This is a genomic window from Arachnia propionica, assembly GCF_037055325.1.
In the GTDB taxonomy this organism is placed as follows: Bacteria; Actinomycetota; Actinomycetes; order Propionibacteriales; family Propionibacteriaceae; genus Arachnia.
Window position 1 is genome coordinate 959,046 of sequence record NZ_CP146373.1, and the last position, 17,847, is coordinate 976,892.

The following is a 17,847-nucleotide window of genomic DNA, read 5'->3' on the forward strand; positions in this document are numbered from 1 at the left end:
CTTGTCGTGTGGAATTACTCGGACTCGGTCTTGGCAGGGGCCTCGGTGGTTTCCGACGCCTCCGCGGCGGCGTTCTCGCCCTGAGCCAGGAGCTCGCGCTCCCAATCGGGCATGGGCTCTGCCTCGGTCTCCTCGCCGCTGCGACCAGAGGAGCGCTGGATCAAGCCCTCGGCGACGGCATCGGCGATGACCCGGGTCAGCAAGGCGACCGATCGAATGGCGTCGTCATTGCCGGGGACCGCGTAGTCAACCTCATCGGGGTCGCAGTTGGTGTCGAGGATCCCGACGATGGGGATACGAAGCTTGCGAGCCTCGTCCACGGCGAGGTGTTCCTTCTTGGTATCAACCACCCAGACAGCCTGCGGAGTGCGGACCATGTCTCGGATGCCACCGAGGGTCTTGCTCAGCTTGTTCTTCTCACGCTCGAGGTGCAGCAGTTCCTTCTTGGTCAGGCCGCTGCTGGCGGAGTCAGTCAGGTCCATGCCTTCGAGTTCCTTGAGGCGCTGGATCCGTTTCGTGACGGTGTGGAAGTTGGTGAGCATGCCGCCCAGCCAGCGCTGGTTGACATACGGCATACCAACCCGGGTGGCCTGTTCAGCGATGGCTTCCTGGGCCTGCTTCTTGGTCCCAACGAAGAGCACTTGTCCGCCACGGGCGACGGTAGATTTGACGAACGAGAAAGCGCTGTCGATGTAGCTGAGCGACAGCTGGAGGTCGATGATGTAGATCCCGTTGCGCTCGGTGAAGATGAACCGCTTCATCTTCGGGTTCCAGCGGCGGGTCTGGTGCCCGAAGTGAACTCCGGACTCGAGAAGCTGACGGGCGGTCACGACGGCCATGGCCGTTCCTTTCACGATGGGCGCGGTCACGCCCATCCTTGTCAATGGCGAGTGGGGCTCGCGCGGGTGGTTGTTCTACTGACCCCGCTGGGGTCTTCCTGATACGCCCGGCGGCGGCACCCACGACGCGAAATCCCGGGACCACACCACCACCGACGGTTCCCGTTACGGCGCATGCGATGTCAATCGGGCCAGCCGATTGCGCGGCCAATCCTATTCCCGGCTGAGCAAGGTTTTCAACACAAGACACAACATTCGCTGGCCCCGGAGGCCGTCCCGTCCCGTCTTCCAGAGTGCATGACATGAGGAAGGCACTGCTCACACTGACGCTTCTGACGCTGGCCAGTTTCCCCGCGTTGGCGCACGCGGACGCAGGTTTGGTTCTCTCGGCTCCCGTCCCGGGCGCGCTGTTGCGCCCCTTCGACGGCGGCACATCCCCTTATTCCGCGGGGCACCGTGGTGTTGACCTGGCTGCCGACGAGGGGGCGGAGGTGCGTTCCGCGGCAGTTGGAAAGATTTACTTCAACGGGGAAGTCGCAGGACGACCATCAGTTTCTGTTGAACACGGCAACGGATTGCGCACCACCTACACTCCCGTCATCGGGTCCCTGCCCAAAGGAACGCAGGTCAAAGCCGGTGATGTGATTGGGCATCTGGCGGGACCACCACACTGCGATCCCCGGTACTGCTTGCACTGGGGTCTGACTGACGGCACCACGTACTACGACCCAATGCTCTACCTGAAGTCCCCACCCATCCGATTGCTGCCGCATGGTACGAACCCGCCGCCAGTTGCCTGGCTTCCGCCCGCCCAGACTCCAGGACCGGCGCCCGAACCCGGTTCCCTGCCTGTGGCCGGCCCAATCACCAGCCCGTTCGGGATGCGGGTGCATCCGGTCACCGGGGTCCTGAAACTCCACGACGGGGCGGACATCGGGGCGGCCTGCGGCACCGCAATTCACCTTCCCTGGGCTGGGACGGTGGTCTCTGCCGGCTACGACGGCGGATACGGCTACCGGGTGGTGGTGGAACACTCCGGGATCCGCACCGGATACGCCCACATGCCGGGGATCGAGGTTGCGGCGGGTCAAACCCTGGAGGCAGGAGCCGTGGTGGGGCACGTCGGCAGCACGGGTTACTCCACGGGCTGTCACCTGCACTGGATGGCCTGGCGGAACGGCCAAGTGATTGACCCCCTCACCCTGGTTCGCTGATTCCCTCAGGCCCGGGGATGAGCCTGCAGGAAGGCTGCCCGGAGCCGTTCGTTGGTGACATGAGTGTAGCGCTGGGTAGTCGCCACGGATGCGTGTCCCAACAGTTCCTGAACGCTGCGCAGGTCCGCTCCCCCGGCCAGCAGATGAGTGGCCATGGCGTGCCGCAGTGCGTGAGGACCAACGGATACCCCACCCGCCGCGGTGGCGGCGTGGACCACGCGGCGAGCAACCCTGGGGTCGAGGCCACCGCCTCGGGCACCGAGGAACACCCGGGGCGGACTGCCCGGTCCCGCCACACGGTCTCGGACCGCCAACCACGCGTCGAGGGCACGCCGAGCCGGGGCACCCATGGGCACTGTGCGCTCCTTGTCTCCCTTACCCAGCACACGCACCGTCGAGTTCTCGAAATCAACATCGCGCAATCCCAGCCCACAGGCCTCCGAGATACGCAGCCCGCTGGCGTAGAGCAACTCGACCAGTGCCACATCGCGCAGCGCTATCGGATCACTCTCGGCGGCTGCCGCGGCCAAGAACGCGATGGAATCACTCACCTGAGTTTCGGTAGGCACCTCAGGCAGGGTACGTGGCCGCCGTGGGGCACGAAGCCGGATCGCCGGATCCGATGCGATGAAACCTTCTCTGCGCGCCCAAGCGAAGAAACCTCGAGCGCAGGAGACACGGCGCTGTAGGGTTGCCGGTTCGGCGCCGGAATCGACCTGTTCAGCCAGCCAGGAACGTAGGTGCGCAAGGGTGATACGACTCGGCGGAACCGGAACTGACGAAGCCATACTCACCAAGTCTGCCTGGTAGGCGCGGACCGTGTTCTGGGACAGACCCCGTTCGCTCTCCAGATGGCGCCGGTACTCGGCGGTCAACGTAGTCCAGAGCCCTTCCATAGCGTCAAGTGTTGCAGCGGGGATACTGTTGCTCTGCACGACGAACCGGAGAACAGGAAGATCGATGCCCGAGGACCTCACCACCGGCGGCCGCATCCGTCCCATCACCCGCTGGGACACCCCTGTGATGCACGCAACCACCACGCCCGTCACCGAGTTCGGAAATGAACTGCACGAGCTCATTCGTGACATGTTCGCAACGATGCGAGCGGCCGAGGGGGTCGGCCTGGCCGCTACTCAAGTGGGGGTCGGGATATCCGTTTTCATCTACGAGTGCCCAGACGCCGACGACCGCATCCAGCGCGGGGTGGTCTGCAATCCGGTAGTGGAGCTTCCCACGGGCAAGGACCGCAACCTCGACGTCACCGAGGAGGGTTGCCTGTCATGGCCCGGCGGCTACTCCGGGGTTCCTCGCCCCGACAAGGTCATCTGTCGGGGTCAGGACGCCTACGGCAAGGAGATCGAACTGCTCGGCACGGGGCTGCTTGCCCGCTGTTTCCAGCACGAGACCGACCACCTGAACGGCACCGTGTTCGGGGATCGCATCTCGGACCGCTCTCGCAGGAAACTCGATGCTCAGGTGGCTGACCTGGCGTGGCGTTACCCCGAGGACTGGCCAGTTTCCCCGAAACGGGATTCCGCACCACGCCCCGGCGAGGAGTGAGCCGGACCGGCGGCAGCCACGATCCGGAATGCGGGACACATTTCGCCGCGACCAGCTGAAAGAATCAGCACTGATGGTGAACCACGGTGGTATCACCCAATAGTGAAAGCGAAACATGAGCATCCGACCCCGTTTGCTGGCCCTTGCCTCGGTCTCGGCACTTCTCCCTGCATTCCTTGGAACCTCCGCCCTGCCTTCCTGGGCAATTCCTACCCTCACCGATGCCCACCCGATACCGATCGGCGCTGTGCAGGGCGCCAGTACAACCAGCCCGTACGCGGGGCGCACCGTGGTCGTCGAGGGTGTGGTAACTGGCGATTTCCAGGGTGAAAACCAGCTAGAAGGTGTCTTCATTCAAGACACAGGTGACGGGGACGAGGACACCAGCGATGGAATCTTCATCCACGACAAGGGTACGAACGACCTGGAGGTCGGGGACCGGGTGCAGGTCAAGGGGAAGGTGAGCGAGTACAAGGACCAGACCCAGATCACCCCCACCGCTGTGGAGAAACTGGGTGGCGGCGACGCGGTGGCTCCGCTCGAGCTGAACCTTCCGGTCAGCGACTGGGAGCGATACGAAGGCATGCTTCTCAGATTCCCTCAGTCCCTGAGCATCCTCGACTCCCACAATTTCGATCGCTACGGGGAACTCATCTACGGCACGGACCGGCAGTGGGCCCCAACCGGCATCGTCGATCCGGGGCAGCCCGCCATCGACCTGCTGGCCAGCAACAACGCGAACCGCCTGACGGTCGATGACGGACGCACATCCCAGAATCCCACTCCCGCCATCCACCCGAACGGGAAACCGATGGCCAAGGACAACTACTTCCGCAGCGGCGATCAGGTTGCGAACCTGACCGGCGTGCTGAGCTACAGCTTCGGTTCCTACCGGCTGCAGCCAACCACAGGTGCCGAGCACACCGCCAGCAACCCCCGTCCTCCCGTCCCGGAGAAGCAGGGGAACTTGCGGGTCGCGTCATTCAATGTGCTGAACTACTTCACCACCCTCACCTCGGATGACTCCCGGGCTCGGGGGGCGGACACCCCGGAGGAGTTCCAGCGGCAGCAGGCGAAGATCGTCGCGGCCATGACGGCACTTGACGCCGATGTCTTCGGGTTGATGGAGATCGAGAACAACGGCACCGCTGTCGACGATTTGGTGGCGGCCCTCAACGCTAGGGCCGGGGAGGGCACCTACCTCGCGGTGAGAACGGGAAAGGTCGGCAGCGACGCCATTTTCCAGGCTTTAATCTACAAACCGACGACGGTGGAACCGGTTGGTTCCGCCGAAACCCTGAGTTTCGGCAGCACAGGGAACCGGCCCTCGCTGCTTCAGACCTTCCGTCACAAGGACTCCGGCGAGCTGGTCAACGTGTCGGTCAACCACCTCAAGTCAAAAGGTTCGGCCTGCAAGAGCGATCCCGACACGGGAGACGGCCAAGGAAACTGCAACCAGACCCGCAACAAGGCTGCGGAGGACCTCGTTTCCTGGCTCCAGGACGACCCGACCGGCCAGGGCGCCGCGCGCACAGTGATCATCGGCGACCTCAACTCCTACGACCACGAAGATCCGGTGAAAACCCTCGTCGAGGGGGGCTACGCCGACATGGAGAAGAAATTCACCGGCGAACAGGCCTATTCCTACGTCTTCGACGGCATGTCCGGCTACCTGGATCACGCGCTCGCGAACCAGGCCGCGGAAACCAGCATCGTGGACGCCAGAGCCTGGCACATCAACGCGGATGAGGCGGACATCTTCGACTACGACATGACCTACAAGAAGGCGGCGGAGCAGGAGCTCTACAGCCCCGATCCGTATCGTTCCTCCGACCATGACCCGGTAGTGGTGAGCCTCCAGTTCGGGAACCCTGAAAGCCCGATGCCCTCATCGCCGACCCCTGCCGAGCCCACACCGTCGAGATCTATCCTGCACCCCGGCCTACCGAAAACCAGTAGTTGATCACAGCCGCAGCCAGTGGGCGAAAATGGCTGCAGCGGTGGCGACGTTCAACGAATCAACCCCCACCGCCATCTCGATTCCAAGACGGACATCCGCGGCCTCCAACCAGTCGTCACTGAGCCCATGCCCCTCGGATCCGAGCAACAGGGCCAGTTTCTCCGGGGCCCGGTAATCGGTCAGTGGCGTGGCCTCCGGTGAGAGGGTGGTGGCGGCCAGTTCGAACCCGGCGGCCCGGAACCGAGCGAGGTCCGTGACGGAATCAGTCATGCGACGCCACCCGACCTGGAAGCAGGTCCCCATGGAGGCCTTGATGGCCCGCCGGTAGAGGGGATCCGCTCCGCCCGGGGAGATCACCACAGCATCCCACCCAAGGGCGGCGGCGACGCGGATGATGGATCCGACGTTCGCGTGGTCGACGAGGTCTTCGCACACCAGGACGCGACGGGCGCCGAGGATGACCTCCCAGGGCGTCTCATCGGGTCGTTCGAAGCTCGCGAGGGCCCCACGGTGCACGTGGAAGCCACTCACCTGCTCGATCAGCCGGTCGTCGGCCACCAGGCACGGCACGTCGGGCCGTGCCGCGAGCACATCCCCCAAGCTGGGCAGCCATTTCGCAGCCAACAGGAAGGACCTAGGACGGCATCCGGCCTCGGCAGCCCGCCGGATGATCTTGTCGCCCTCCGCGATGAAGATTCCCCGCTCCCCCTCCAGACTGCGTCGAAGCTGCGAGTCCCGCAGCGAGACATAGTCACCCATCCGGGGGTCGTTAGGGTCGGTGATGTCGAGGCGCATGCCCGCGAGGCTAATGGGTGAGGTCGTGTGATTTAAAACCTCGACGCCCTAGATTAGATCGCTATCACGACGAACATCCATGATTTCATGCGGATCGATACGCCACCCATCCGATGGTGAGCATCAAACAAAATCCTTGTCCCAGAAACCTGCACGATGGTTTCGATACGGGCTACTCGCCCAGAGGGACCATGGTTCGACTCAACCAACCTACCCCTCTCCGAAGCTGGTTGAGCTTGCACATGAGCGCCAGCGAAGGACTGATTCGAAACTACATCGCTGGATGCCAGGGAAACTGGCTGGACTGACAGGCCAGACGGGCCCACCCCGCCGCCGGGTCAGTTCTCTACAGCATCGTGACATCGGGCGAGGTGTGGTCGAAAGTATCGCTGTACTTGCCCAGACAGAATCACGACTCTGTAGCACTCAACCCAATTTAACATGGACCTTAGGTAATTATGGGTTTCGAGCGTTACGCAAACAGGCAAGATCACTCATAAAGCTTATTCACAGATGATGAGGTCTATTCACGGCCCTTCTCAAGTGTGCGCTGACTAGGGGTTCTCCTGGCTGGCGCGCCGTCTGTGAATAAGCCTTGATATATCAACCAGCGATACCCCTACCCAGAGCACCCGTGATGACGACTATAGGCAAACCTCATGTTTTGAGCTGAGGAATTTCAGCACCATCCGGCCCTACAACCCTTCGATCCCCCACAGGTTTTTGTAGATCTATGTCCAGCAAAATGACATTTGATGAAGCTATTAAACAAGAACCTGGACTCGAACTTTTCGCACTCCCCTCAGAGAGAGGGCTTATTGACAATTGAATTTCGCCTTCCGTTTCAGTCACCGCATATACTATGATTTCACATCTATAGAGCCAACTAGATGGTAGTTGCGCCACGAGGTCAGTGCTCCCTCCGGGCTGCCAGCGCAGTTCTCTACCTACTACGCCATAGGTGCCCCTCAGATTCCTAAGGAATCCAGGCTCGAGATGTTCGTTGTCATAAGGAAGCCATCCTGCTGGCGCCTGGCCGTGCTTGATTCCTTTCAGATCTCCTCTTCGCAAAAATCCCTCATGCGGGTATCCGATTACGGCAGTGGTGCCAGGGACCCCGAAGACCTTGCGAGCTTGCATGGCGAACACTGAAAGCTGCACCTCTTCAACCTCATACTTCTCCCTGTCTGCCCTTTCCTGCACGGCCCTACTTCGCTAACCCTCCCTTTGCTTAGAAGTCATATTCTGATTGGAGACGAGAGCAAGCATCGCAACTATAATCACCACGATCGCCACGATAGAACTTATGCGCCACATTGCATAGGCGGCATCACTAGGTTCATTCGCCTCGGGATTTTTGTATTGCCACCCTTGCGTGATTCGCCACATCTTGCGCGGCACCACGGCCCAAGCGAGACCAAAACCAATTACGACAATCAAAAATACCCACATCATGGCCAGATTCTCCCAACAACCCTTATTACATGTCCACCCACCCAAAGGCCCTGCTGTCGCAGCGGCGAAACATGACTGAGGATGAGTTTATTCTATCATTCCATGGTTCATTCTCTGTTGATCGCTCTAGATACCGAAAGCCGCTGGCCGTATCGGAGAGGTCACACGAATTTCCGGTTTCGCGGCTGAGAATCAGCTTTTTCAGAGTCCTCAAGGAGCCGCAGGCATCCGCTCCCCTCCTGCGGGCTACCCTCGGGACGTGATGCGAAAAATCCTGGCAGCCGCGTTGGCGTTGATCTCCCTGCTATCGCTGGTCCACCTGGGCCGCGCCGCCCTGCCCGGGCTGCGCGGCCCGGATGTGGTCGCCTCCCAACTCTCCTGGCTGGCCGGAAAGGCGCCATCGGCCGCATCCGAGATGCAAGCGCTGTTCCCCGAGGGCGAGTTCTTCACCTGGGCTTTGACCGGCCTGGCAGCCGGGAATCTGGCCCGTTCGGGTCACGATCCCCGACACCATCTCGCGCTCCTGGAACGGGCCATCGCCGAAACCGGAAACCCAGTGGTCGCCGGTCGCTTCGGCACCAATGACCTGCTGCAGCACGGAACCTTCTACCACGGCTGGCGACTGCTCCTGCTGGTGGACCGCGCCGCCCTGACCGGGGATGCGACGTACCTGGCCGAGGTCTCCTCAGAGGCCCGCGCCATCGCGGCGGCACTGGATGAGAATCCCCTGCCGTCGTCCTACCCCGGTGCGGCGTGGCCCTGTGACGTCGTCGTGGCGCTCGCCGCCGTGCACCGGGCCAGCCAGCTCGTCGAAGTTCCCGGACTGGCCGGCGTCACGAAACGCTGGTTTGAGGCGATGGATGCGCACCGGGATTCGAGCAACGGGCTGCTGGTTCACCAGCGTGGGGAGTCTCGGGCACGCGGCGCATCGCAGTCGCTCATCCAAGTGTTCCTGCCCGACATCGATCCGGAGCGGGCAGCCCGCGAGTGGGCGATCTACAAGCAAGCCTTCCTGTCCCCGACACTGGGGCTGGTGGGGATCCGGGAACACGCTCACGGCATCGACGCCCCCGGGGACGTGGATTCCGGGCCACTCATCAACGGGGTTTCGGCCAGCGCCTCCGCGGTGACACTGGCGGCTGCCCGTCGCCACGGGGACGCCGAACTCGCCACGGTCCTGGACCAGGAGGCCGACCTGCTCGGCATGCCGCTGCCGACCGGATCGGGAACGGCCTTCGTCCTCGGATTCCTGCCTGTCGGGGACGCCTTCGTCGCATGGGCACGTTCAGTCCCGCTCGGGGAGGCCACCGGTGATCCCGCTCCCCAACCCTGGTGGTGGCTCATGTGGCTGACAGCCCTCCTTCCCGCCGCTGCTGGAGGGGCTTTGTGGTTTGGGAGGAAGAGGTCCCCCGGGAAACCGTCCTCGCCATGATCCGCTCGCCTTCCCTGCGGAAAGGCTTCACGGAAGAACTGTAGGCTCTTCTCTCGTGTGGTCGAAGATGAAGGACCCGTTCCTGCTCTACATCCTGCTCTCCGCTCTGATCGGGTTCCTACTACCGGCCTCCGGAGCAGCCACCGATGTCCTCGACTGGGCGACGAAAATCGCGATCTTCCTGCTGTTCCTCGGCTACGGAGCACGCCTGTCGACAGCCGAGGCGTGGGCCGGTCTGAAGCACTGGCGGCTGCACCTGACGATCTTCGCCTGCACCTTCGTGGTGTTCCCGATCATCGGTCTGGGTCTATTGCACCTGCCCTGGTACTCCCCCGGTCTGGCGCTGGGGCTGGCTTTCCTGACGCTGGTGCCATCCACGGTGCAGTCGTCGATCACGTTCACGTCCATAGCCGGCGGCAATATCGCGGGGGCCATCGTCTCGGCCACCACATCGAACCTGCTCGGGGTGATCCTGACGCCATTGCTGATGATGGCTCTGCTGCCCACCACGGGCTCCGCCCCCATCGGGTGGGGTTCCTTCGGCGCCGTGATGGTCCAATTGTTGCTGCCCTTCATCCTCGGGCAGTTCTCACGCCCCTGGACCGCGGACTTCATGGCGCGCAACCGCAAGAACCTCAAGTGGCTGGACCAGGGCGTGATCTGCCTGGTGGTCTACGGCGCCTTCGGAGACCTCCGCCGCAATGGCATCACCGCAACCAGCACGGAGCTGCTGATCATGCTGGCGCTGTGCCTTGTCACCCTGGCGTTCATGTTGTGTTTCACCCGGCAACTCGCCCGGTTCCTCGGGTTCGGTCGCGCCGACGAGATCGCCATCGTCTTCTGCGGCACGAAGAAATCCCTAGCGACGGGGGTGCCGATGGCGACGGTGCTGTTCGCAGGCCAGGCCGTGGGGTTGATTGTCTTCCCGCTGATGGTCTTCCATACCCTCCAGCTCATAGCCTGCACCATCATTGCGCAGCGCTACGCGACAGCCGATGGCGCAGAGAACCGGCAGCGTGACCAGGATTCCTGACCGTGGAAGCGGCCGCGCCGGTCAGCTTATGACAACTTTGAGCGCGATGGCTGAGAGCCGTCACCACCGGGACCAGGAGCAACTCCACCAGGAGACCAGCAGTACTCGATCGCGTCACGGAGCGCTGTCTGCCACATCACGGCCTCCGGATACCCGACGAATGCAGCGCCCGTCCTCCTTTCCGGAGAGCGGGCGCCCCATTCATCAATACAGCCAACAGCCTCGGTGATATCCCAGCATCATTCGTCGGCGGCGCTCGGGTGGGTCATGTCGGCGGGAACCACCCACTGGTCGAACTGTTCGTCGGTCAGGAAACCGAGCTCCAGAGCCGACTCGCGAAGCGACAGGCCCTTATGGTGGGCGTTCTTCGCGATCTTCGAGGCCTTGTCGTAGCCGATGTGTCGGTTGAGCGCGGTGACCTGCATCAGATTGGTGTCCAGGTTGGCCTGGATCCGTTCCGTGTTCGGTTCGATGCCGTAGGCACAGTTGGAATCGAAGGAGACGCAGGCGTCACCGAGCAACTGGATGGACTCGAGCACGCACCAGGCCATGACCGGCTTGAACACGTTGAGCTGGAAGTTGCCCTGGGAACCCGCGAAACCGACGGTGGCATCGTTGCCGAAGACCTTCGTCGCCACCATGGTCATGGCCTCACACTGGGTGGGGTTCACCTTGCCGGGCATGATGGAGGATCCGGGCTCGTTCTCGGGGATGAGCAGCTCGCCGATGCCGTTGCGAGGTCCGGACGCGTACCAGCGCACGTCGTTGGCGATCTTCATCAGGGCGTCACCCAGGACCCGCAGCGCACCGGAGACCAGCACCAGCGCGTCGTGGGCACCCAGCGCCGCGAAAAGGTTAGCGGCCTGCTTGAACTCGATGCCAGTCTCCTCGGAGATCTTCTCGGCGGTGAGCGCCCCGAACTTGGGATGGGCATTCAGGCCGGTGCCGACGGCGGTGCCGCCGATCGCCAGTTCACGGGCACGCGAGTCGGCGTACTCGATGCCTTCCAGGGCAAAGTCAATTTGGGCCACCCAGCCGGAGAACACCTGGCCGAGGCGGATCGGGGTGGCGTCCTGCAGGTGGGTGCGCCCGACCATGATCACGTCGTCGTACTGCTTGGCCTTCGCGTCCAGGGTGTCGCGCAGTTTCCGGACCCGCGGGTACATGGCCGCCAGCTCATTGACCACGGCGATATGCATGGCCGTCGGGAAGGTGTCGTTGGACGACTGGCCGCGGTTGACGTGGTCGTTGGGATGGACGGGGGTCTTGGTGCCGAGTTCCCCTCCGGCCAGTTCGATGGCGCGGTTGGAGATGACCTCGTTGACGTTCATGTTGGACTGGGTGCCGGATCCGGTCTGGAATACCACCAGCGGAAAGTGGTCATCCAGTTTGCCTTCGATGACCTCATCACCGGCCTTGGCAATGAGATCGGCGATGTCGCGCGGAAGCTCTCCGAGCTCCGCATTCGCCAGCGCCGCGGATTTCTTCAGAATGCCGAGCGCCTTGACCATCGGCCGACCCCACACGAAGGTCTCGCGCCCGATGTCGAAGTTGTGAAGCGACCTTTCGGTCTGGGCACCCCAGTACCGGTCGGAGGCCACATCAATGGTGCCCATCGAGTCGGATTCGGTGCGGGTGTTCGGTGTTGCCATGGGAACTCCTTTGCTCTGTCGCCAACGCATCCAAGGTTATCGTCAACGAACCGGCACCGGGCCAGCGGGTGTTGCGCGCGTTTCCCGCTTGTTCTCTCAGTTGTGGGATGCGGGACGGGAACGGGCACTCCACCGACCGTCATCGGTGCGCGTGACCACCAGGTCCATGCCGAATGTGGCGCTCAGGTTGGCGTCGGTGAGTGTTTCCTCCAAAGGCCCGGCGGCGGTCACCCGTCCCCCGGAGAGCAGTAGGCAGTGAGTGACCCCATCGGGGATCTCCTCGACGTGGTGGGTCACCAGGACGCTGGCCGGGGAACCGGGATCCTGGAAGAGGCTGGTCAGGGTGCCGACGAGTGCCTCGCGGCCTGCCAGGTCAAGCCCGCCAGCGGGCTCGTCCAAAAGCAATAGTTCCGGATCGGTCATCAGCGCCCGTGCAATCTGCACGCGTTTGCGTTCTCCCTCGCTGAGGGTCCCGAAGGTGCGATCCGCGAGATGCTCCACATACAAGGAATAGAGCAGGCCGCGGGCACGTCCCTCGTCGCCACTGTCGTATTCCTCGCGCCAACGTCCTATCACTGCCCAAGCTGCCGAGATCACCACATCGAGGACCCGTTCCCCCGCAGGAATACGCTCAGCCAAGGAGGAAGAGGTCAACCCGATACGGGGCCGCAACTCGAACACGTCGACCCGCCCCAGCACCTCGTCGAGCAGGCGAACCGTCCCCGAGGTCGGAAACATATTTGCGGAAAGCACGGACAGCAGTGTGGTCTTGCCAGCTCCGTTGGGACCTAGCAGCACCCATCTTTCATCATCTCCGATGCTCAGGTTCACCGTATCCAACAGAGTCGAGGTCCCACGCCTGACCGTCACATCTTCGAGTGCTGCCACCATTGCCATGGGGTCAACGTTACTCGTACCGGAAGTTTCGCGGGCAAGGACCTGCCCCACCCGCGAAACCTCCGGATATTGTCAGGCCCCGGTCGAGTGGAGACCACCGTCGACGTGAATCATTTCACCGGTGGTGGCGGGGAACCAGTCGGAAAGCAGCGCCACAACAGCCTTGGCGGTAGCCGTGGTGTCGGTGGGATCCCACCCGAGCGGCGCACGCTGTCCCCAAATGTCGTTGAATTCCTCGGCTCCAGGAATGGCCTTCTTCGCGATGGTGTCGATGGGCCCTGCCGCGACCAGGTTGGACCGGATGCCCTCGGAACCCAGGTACCGAGCCAGGTAGCGACTGGCCGATTCGAGCCCTGCCTTGGCCACCCCCATCCAGTCGTAGTTCGGCCATGTGACCCGAGCGTCGAAGGTGAGACCGACGATGGAGGAACCACGGTGAAGCAGCTCCCGGCAGGCCACCGCAAGCGAGACGTAGGAGTAGGTGGAGGTGTTCAGGGAGATCCCGACGTCCTTCCACTCGGTGTTCAGGAAGGCCCCACCGAGAGCCCGCTCGGGATTGGCGAAGGCGATGGAGTGAACGATGCCGTCCACGCGGTCACCGAAGTGTTCTCCAAGCTGCCCGGGCAACGCCGCGAGGTGTTCGGGATCGGTGACGTCGAGTTCCAGCACAGGCGGAACGGTCTCCAGCCGCCCGACGACACGCCGGGTAAGTCCGACGGCCCGACCAAGGTTACTGACGACCACGTTGGCACCTTCGGCCTGTGCGATCTCGGTGACGCGGTAGGCGATGGATGTATGCATGGTCACTCCGGTGACCAGGATGTTCTTGCCGTCGAGGATTCCCATGTAGATGCTCCTTGTAGTTTTTCAGTGGCCCATTCCGAGGCCGCCATCGACCGGTATGACGGCGCCCGAGACATATCCTGCCCCCGCGAGGAACAACGCCGCACCCGCAACATCCTCGGCCTGCCCGAGGCGTGCAACCGGGATGCGTTCTTGATATCCCTTGATGACCTTCTCGTCCAGGGCCGCGGTCATGTCGGTCTCGATGAATCCGGGGGTGATCACATTGGCTGTGATATTTCGACCTCCCAGTTCGCGGGCGATGCTGCGGGCCATCCCCATCAGCGCCGACTTGGAGGCCGCGTAATTGACCTGTCCGGGCGATCCGAGCAACCCAACCACTGAGGAGATCAAAATGATTCTCCCGAACCGGGCGCGCGTCATGGGGCGGGCCGCCCGCCGCACCACGCGGAAGGTGCCGGTCAGGTTGGTGTCGATCACCGCGTCCCAATCCGCGTCCGACATCCGCGCCAACAGGGTGTCCTTCGTGACACCCGCATTTGCGACGAGAACCCCTACGTTCCCCAGTTCGGCCTCGACCTTCTCGAAGGCCGCATCCACCAGGGCTTGGTCCGTGATGTCGCATTCAATGGGCAGCACACCCTCGGGAACCTCACCCCCGGCGCGGTGGGTGCCCGCGACGCGGTACCCCGCATCGCGGAATTTTTCGGCGATGACACGGCCAATGCCACGCGTCGCCCCAGTAACGAGAACAACAGGCTTGTCTTGCACAAACCACACACTATCGTGGGCGCCATGATGGTCGGTCGCCCCATTCCCGCGGGACTCTCTCGCGTGGTTTCCTGGCTCCGCTGCCCAGTCTGCGCTGTGCCTCTGGAATTGACCGGCAGAACGCTCGGCTGCGAGAACCACCATTGCTTTGATGTCGCCCGGCAAGGACACCTGAACCTGTTGCTGCGGGCAGCCCCGAAGAACGCCGACACCCCCGAGATGATTGCCGCACGCGACCGTTTCCTGTCCACAGGCTGGTATGAACCACTGACCCGTACAGTGGTCACCGCCCTGGACGGCGCCTGTCGGGTGCTCGAAGCGGGAGCAGGAACTGGCCACCACATCGCGGCCTTCCTGGACGCGACCCCCGGGGCGACCTGTCTGGCGGTGGATGTCTCCCCAGCTGCCTGCCGCCACGCAGCCAGACGCAGCCCACGGCTGGGAGCCGTCGTCACCGACATCTGGCGTCGCCTACCCATTGCTACGGGAAGCCTGGATGCCGTGCTCTGCGTGTTCGCGCCCCGCAACCCGGCAGAGTTCGCCCGGGTGCTCACCCCAGGCGGGCGACTCGTGGTGGTGACCCCGGGCCGGGAACACCTCGTGGAATTGCGCAACTCGCTCGGGCTGCTGGGAATCGAATCCGAGAAACTGGAACGACTCGATCGTTCGATGACCGGTTTCAAACTCGTGGACCGCCAGGAACTGACCCACTCGTTACATCTCCCGGCCGAAGCAACCCGAGATCTCATCGCGATGGGTCCCAACGCTTTTCACCCCCACGCCGCCGTTCCTGACACAACAAAAACAACCGCAGCCTTCGTGCTCAGCACGTTTCACGCGCGAGACCACTGAGCGAAGTGCTACGGCACGGAACATGACCAGCGCGCGCGACGCGGAGAGAACTCCGTTGCGACCCAGGACGGTTTCATCGCATGAAAATTTTCAGGGCGCAGTGATGGTCGGCAGGGGGCAACCACAGCCAGCCTGCCCTCGGCGGGGACAAGACCAGCAACCATCATCCAAGGAACCTCTAGACTGACATCGTGCTACATTCTGTCCCAGGTTCCCCGCAGGCCGACAAGGCGCGCCTGCGACTGGATCTTTGGGCACTGGCGGCCGTTGTCGTGTGCGCCTGCATGTTGCTTTTCACATCAGCGGAAGTGACCGAAAACGAGGTGGGTAAAACCGGGATCAGTCAGCTGCAACTTTTCCTGGTCCCAGCCGTTGCGTTCCTAGCCTTTGCTACAGGCATCAGGATGCGCTTCGATCCATATCATGGCCGCCCACCACGCTCCCTCGTCATGGCGACGACAGCTTTTCTCGGGCTTCTCCTGCTCGCTGCTTTGTCGCTGCCCTTGGCGAATCACGTGGCCAGTGTTCAGTACGACATTCCGTCGGCCACGATCCCCGTACCGCTGGTCTACCTAGCCAGTCCCCTGGCATCGGCCGGATTGACCTGCCTACTGGCTGTCCTGGCTGTGGGCCTGGCTCCCCCCGATCAGTTGTTCCGCATCCTGTGGTGGTTCGCCGTGATCAGTGCTGCGGCCACGCCCGTAGCACTGGTCTGGAACGCCATCCACGAGGATTTGTTTGGTCGCTTGGAGACGAGGCTCGGGGGAGCAGCAGTCATTCACACCGTTTTCCTGTTGGGGATTTCCGTGTGCCTGGGAGCTGCGCTTCAAGGACATCGCAGGATCCTCTCGTCCTTGGCAGCTCTCGCCCATCTGCTGTGGTTCATAGCATCGGGTGCCCGAGCTGGGCTTGTCTCCTTGGGGGTTTTCCTGCTCCTGATGGCACTCCCGCCCCTCATCAACTCGGTGAGACGGCGTCCCGCACGTCTGCCTTTCGTTGCCGCGACAACCCTCGTTGCCCTGGCGGCATTTCTGTTGACCGCCAGACATGTTCTGGGCAATCGAGGAGCGGACATCACCGGTGGCGGACGTGTGGAAACCTGGAGCTATGGCCTGCACCAGGTTTTCTCTTCCCTCCCCACCCTGGTCTTCGGGACCGGCTACGGGGTGCTGTGGCCTTGGTTTGCCTTCGAGACGCGGGCGCTACCGCAACCCGGTGCGCACGGCACCAAACAGATGCCTTTCGGACTCACACTCTCCCACGCACACAACCTCTACGTGGCCGTTTTCGCCGAGCTGGGGTTAATCGGTCTGGGGCTCCTCCTGATCACCCTTGGCACCACGTGCTGGGCATGGTGGCGGGCCCGCGGGGTCGTGGAACGCACCATGGCTGCGGGTCTTGTGGCCACACTCCCCAGTTTTTTCTTCGACACCTACCTGATCAAGAACTTTCCTGTCAGCTTCATCTGGTGGGCAGTCTTTGCTGCGTTGTTGACGATGCTCGGCAAGCGGAATCGTCAACAACGCGAGGAGCACCGTCGGAAAACAGAGCATGAACGCTCCCGTGCGCTCAGGATCGGGGCTCGCTGACCACCAGGCAGGCCGTCAGGTTCGCCCCTGCTGCTTCCAAGAGTCTCAGGGTTTCCTGAACGCGGTTGAGCGAATCCTGCCTATCCGTCAACAGCACTGTGATCTCGCCTCCCGACACGGCGCGCAGCGCCACGGGATCGGCTCCATCGGGAGCAGCGGTCACCGCGGCGGCCTCTGCGCCGAGTTGTTCACTAAGTCCTTGTCGCCACGGCCCCAGATTCACTCTTTCCCCGGTCCCAACCAGGACCACTTTCTCGGTCTTCGAATCCTTCAGGTGCGGGGAAAGCACCGCCGCCAGCTGCTCAAAAGCTTTCGCATCCGCTTTGGCGCGAAGCACCAATCGCCCACCGGCAGCCAGAGCACCACCGGATGCCACCAAAGGCCGCAATGCGGCAAGCCCCCAGACGATGATCAAACCCGAGATGATTCCCAACACCCCGCCAGCGGCCAAGGAAGCCCCCCGGCTGACACCGGTGGTGACCGTCCTCACAGGCGCCTCAACCGCTTCTGCCCTGAGCAACTGAGGATCTGCGGGATGTAGCCCCTTGATCTCTGCCACCATTTCATCAGCGAACGCCTTCGCAACCTTCACCGATTGCTCCTTGTCCGGCAGGGTGACCGTCAGGCTCAAAAGCTGATCCGAGAAAACGACCGTCGTTGCGCCCGCAACCTGCTCAGCCGTTAGCCCCGTCACCCGGGTGGCCACTCTCTCGGTGAGACGATTTCCTTGCGCGAGCACCTGATAAAGGGACATCTCGGAGCGAATCATGGACGTGACGCGTTGCGCATCCTCAGGGTTCCCCACTTCGGGGGCTGCCAGGACCACCACTCGCGACGTGGTGGTGTAGACGGTGCGAGCGACGTTGCCGACGGCCCAACCGCTCGCCAAACCCACCACGGTCGCAGCCGCAATCACCAGCCACGACCGCCTCAAGGCGCTCGCGAAATCGCGCAGGTTCATGTCACTCCAGGGCCGTTGACGTTCTAACGCCGC

General features: G+C 62.9%; 17 protein-coding genes. 7 read left to right on the forward strand and 10 right to left on the reverse strand.

What is annotated here, in order from left to right; genetic code table 11:
- Positions 1 to 14: 14 nt before the first annotated feature.
- A complete protein-coding gene (rpsB, locus tag V7R84_RS04480; RefSeq protein WP_412728106.1) occupies positions 15 to 839 on the reverse strand; it encodes a 30S ribosomal protein S2 in 825 nt (274 codons plus the stop codon).
- A gap of 302 nt (positions 840 to 1,141) precedes the next feature.
- Here rpsB and V7R84_RS04485 point away from each other — a divergent pair, with 302 nt between their 5' ends.
- The gene (locus tag V7R84_RS04485) at positions 1,142 to 2,053 is read left to right on the forward strand and encodes a peptidoglycan DD-metalloendopeptidase family protein (protein WP_338572460.1); all 912 of its coding nucleotides are present in this window, start codon (positions 1,142 to 1,144) and stop codon (positions 2,051 to 2,053) included.
- Between the two features lie 5 nt (positions 2,054 to 2,058).
- Here V7R84_RS04485 and V7R84_RS04490 read toward each other — a convergent pair whose 3' ends face one another.
- Positions 2,059 to 2,949 (reverse strand): tyrosine recombinase XerC, encoded by an 891-nt coding sequence (locus V7R84_RS04490; protein WP_338572462.1) that lies wholly within the window; start codon positions 2,947 to 2,949, stop codon positions 2,059 to 2,061.
- A gap of 64 nt (positions 2,950 to 3,013) precedes the next feature.
- Between V7R84_RS04490 and def the strand changes: the two genes are divergently transcribed.
- Complete coding sequence (gene def, locus V7R84_RS04495; RefSeq protein ID WP_338572464.1) at positions 3,014 to 3,613, forward strand: peptide deformylase; 600 nt, start codon at positions 3,014 to 3,016, stop codon at positions 3,611 to 3,613.
- A 115-nt stretch (positions 3,614 to 3,728) separates the two neighbouring features.
- Positions 3,729 to 5,576 carry an ExeM/NucH family extracellular endonuclease gene (locus V7R84_RS04500; RefSeq protein ID WP_338572466.1) on the forward strand — a complete coding sequence of 616 codons (1,848 nt, stop codon included), beginning with the start codon at positions 3,729 to 3,731 and terminating at the stop codon, positions 5,574 to 5,576.
- Here V7R84_RS04500 and V7R84_RS04505 read toward each other — a convergent pair whose 3' ends face one another.
- The 3 genes from V7R84_RS04505 to V7R84_RS04515 form a co-directional block, all read right to left on the reverse strand.
- On the reverse strand, positions 5,577 to 6,368 hold the full coding sequence (locus V7R84_RS04505) for an RNA methyltransferase (RefSeq protein WP_338572468.1): 792 nt from the start codon (positions 6,366 to 6,368) through the stop codon (positions 5,577 to 5,579). It abuts the gene before it with no gap.
- A 657-nt stretch (positions 6,369 to 7,025) separates the two neighbouring features.
- Positions 7,026 to 7,571 (reverse strand): hypothetical protein, encoded by a 546-nt coding sequence (locus tag V7R84_RS04510; protein ID WP_338572469.1) that lies wholly within the window; start codon positions 7,569 to 7,571, stop codon positions 7,026 to 7,028.
- Between the two features lie 12 nt (positions 7,572 to 7,583).
- Positions 7,584 to 7,823, reverse strand: coding sequence for a DUF6199 family natural product biosynthesis protein (locus tag V7R84_RS04515; RefSeq protein WP_338572471.1), 240 nt, complete (start codon positions 7,821 to 7,823; stop codon positions 7,584 to 7,586).
- 259 nt (positions 7,824 to 8,082) lie between these two features.
- Between V7R84_RS04515 and V7R84_RS04520 the strand changes: the two genes are divergently transcribed.
- On the forward strand, positions 8,083 to 9,255 hold the full coding sequence (locus V7R84_RS04520) for a hypothetical protein (protein ID WP_338572472.1): 1,173 nt from the start codon (positions 8,083 to 8,085) through the stop codon (positions 9,253 to 9,255).
- A 67-nt stretch (positions 9,256 to 9,322) separates the two neighbouring features.
- Positions 9,323 to 10,288, forward strand: coding sequence for a bile acid:sodium symporter family protein (locus V7R84_RS04525; RefSeq protein ID WP_338572474.1), 966 nt, complete (start codon positions 9,323 to 9,325; stop codon positions 10,286 to 10,288).
- 239 nt (positions 10,289 to 10,527) lie between these two features.
- Here V7R84_RS04525 and fumC read toward each other — a convergent pair whose 3' ends face one another.
- The 4 genes from fumC to fabG form a co-directional block, all read right to left on the reverse strand.
- On the reverse strand, positions 10,528 to 11,940 hold the full coding sequence (gene fumC / locus V7R84_RS04530; protein ID WP_338572476.1) for a class II fumarate hydratase: 1,413 nt from the start codon (positions 11,938 to 11,940) through the stop codon (positions 10,528 to 10,530).
- 96 nt (positions 11,941 to 12,036) lie between these two features.
- Positions 12,037 to 12,837 carry an ABC transporter ATP-binding protein gene (locus tag V7R84_RS04535; RefSeq protein WP_338572479.1) on the reverse strand — a complete coding sequence of 267 codons (801 nt, stop codon included), beginning with the start codon at positions 12,835 to 12,837 and terminating at the stop codon, positions 12,037 to 12,039.
- A gap of 72 nt (positions 12,838 to 12,909) precedes the next feature.
- Positions 12,910 to 13,683 (reverse strand): enoyl-ACP reductase FabI, encoded by a 774-nt coding sequence (gene fabI, locus V7R84_RS04540; protein ID WP_338572482.1) that lies wholly within the window; start codon positions 13,681 to 13,683, stop codon positions 12,910 to 12,912.
- Positions 13,684 to 13,704: 21 nt separating this feature from the next.
- Entirely contained in the window at positions 13,705 to 14,412 is a 708-nt protein-coding gene (gene fabG / locus V7R84_RS04545) for a 3-oxoacyl-ACP reductase FabG (protein ID WP_338572483.1), read from the reverse strand.
- 24 nt (positions 14,413 to 14,436) lie between these two features.
- Here fabG and V7R84_RS04550 point away from each other — a divergent pair, with 24 nt between their 5' ends.
- Complete coding sequence (locus tag V7R84_RS04550; protein ID WP_338572486.1) at positions 14,437 to 15,264, forward strand: putative RNA methyltransferase; 828 nt, start codon at positions 14,437 to 14,439, stop codon at positions 15,262 to 15,264.
- Between the two features lie 191 nt (positions 15,265 to 15,455).
- Positions 15,456 to 16,853, forward strand: a complete 1,398-nt coding sequence (locus V7R84_RS04555; RefSeq protein WP_338572489.1) for an O-antigen ligase family protein — start codon at positions 15,456 to 15,458, stop codon at positions 16,851 to 16,853.
- On the opposite strand, the gene V7R84_RS04560 is transcribed toward V7R84_RS04555, so the two are convergent.
- A complete protein-coding gene (locus V7R84_RS04560; RefSeq protein WP_338572491.1) occupies positions 16,834 to 17,814 on the reverse strand; it encodes a hypothetical protein in 981 nt (326 codons plus the stop codon). The genes V7R84_RS04555 and V7R84_RS04560 overlap by 20 nt on opposite strands.
- Between the last annotated feature and the right edge of the window lie 33 nt (positions 17,815 to 17,847).

Excerpts from the sequence above, each read along its gene's own strand:
- rpsB (WP_412728106.1), bottom strand. The coding sequence starts at position 839 with ATGGCCGTCGTGACCGCCCGTCAGCTTCTCGAGTCCGGAGTTCACTTC.
- V7R84_RS04485 (WP_338572460.1), top strand. The coding sequence starts at position 1,142 with ATGAGGAAGGCACTGCTCACACTGACGCTTCTGACGCTGGCCAGTTTC.
- V7R84_RS04490 (WP_338572462.1), bottom strand. The coding sequence starts at position 2,949 with ATGGAAGGGCTCTGGACTACGTTGACCGCCGAGTACCGGCGCCATCTG.
- def (WP_338572464.1), top strand. The coding sequence starts at position 3,014 with ATGCCCGAGGACCTCACCACCGGCGGCCGCATCCGTCCCATCACCCGC.
- V7R84_RS04500 (WP_338572466.1), top strand. The coding sequence starts at position 3,729 with ATGAGCATCCGACCCCGTTTGCTGGCCCTTGCCTCGGTCTCGGCACTT.
- V7R84_RS04505 (WP_338572468.1), bottom strand. The coding sequence starts at position 6,368 with ATGCGCCTCGACATCACCGACCCTAACGACCCCCGGATGGGTGACTAT.
- V7R84_RS04515 (WP_338572471.1), bottom strand. The coding sequence starts at position 7,823 with ATGATGTGGGTATTTTTGATTGTCGTAATTGGTTTTGGTCTCGCTTGG.
- V7R84_RS04525 (WP_338572474.1), top strand. The coding sequence starts at position 9,323 with ATGAAGGACCCGTTCCTGCTCTACATCCTGCTCTCCGCTCTGATCGGG.
- fumC (WP_338572476.1), bottom strand. The coding sequence starts at position 11,940 with ATGGCAACACCGAACACCCGCACCGAATCCGACTCGATGGGCACCATT.
- V7R84_RS04535 (WP_338572479.1), bottom strand. The coding sequence starts at position 12,837 with ATGGCAATGGTGGCAGCACTCGAAGATGTGACGGTCAGGCGTGGGACC.
- fabI (WP_338572482.1), bottom strand. The coding sequence starts at position 13,683 with ATGGGAATCCTCGACGGCAAGAACATCCTGGTCACCGGAGTGACCATG.
- V7R84_RS04550 (WP_338572486.1), top strand. The coding sequence starts at position 14,437 with ATGATGGTCGGTCGCCCCATTCCCGCGGGACTCTCTCGCGTGGTTTCC.
- V7R84_RS04560 (WP_338572491.1), bottom strand. The coding sequence starts at position 17,814 with ATGAACCTGCGCGATTTCGCGAGCGCCTTGAGGCGGTCGTGGCTGGTG.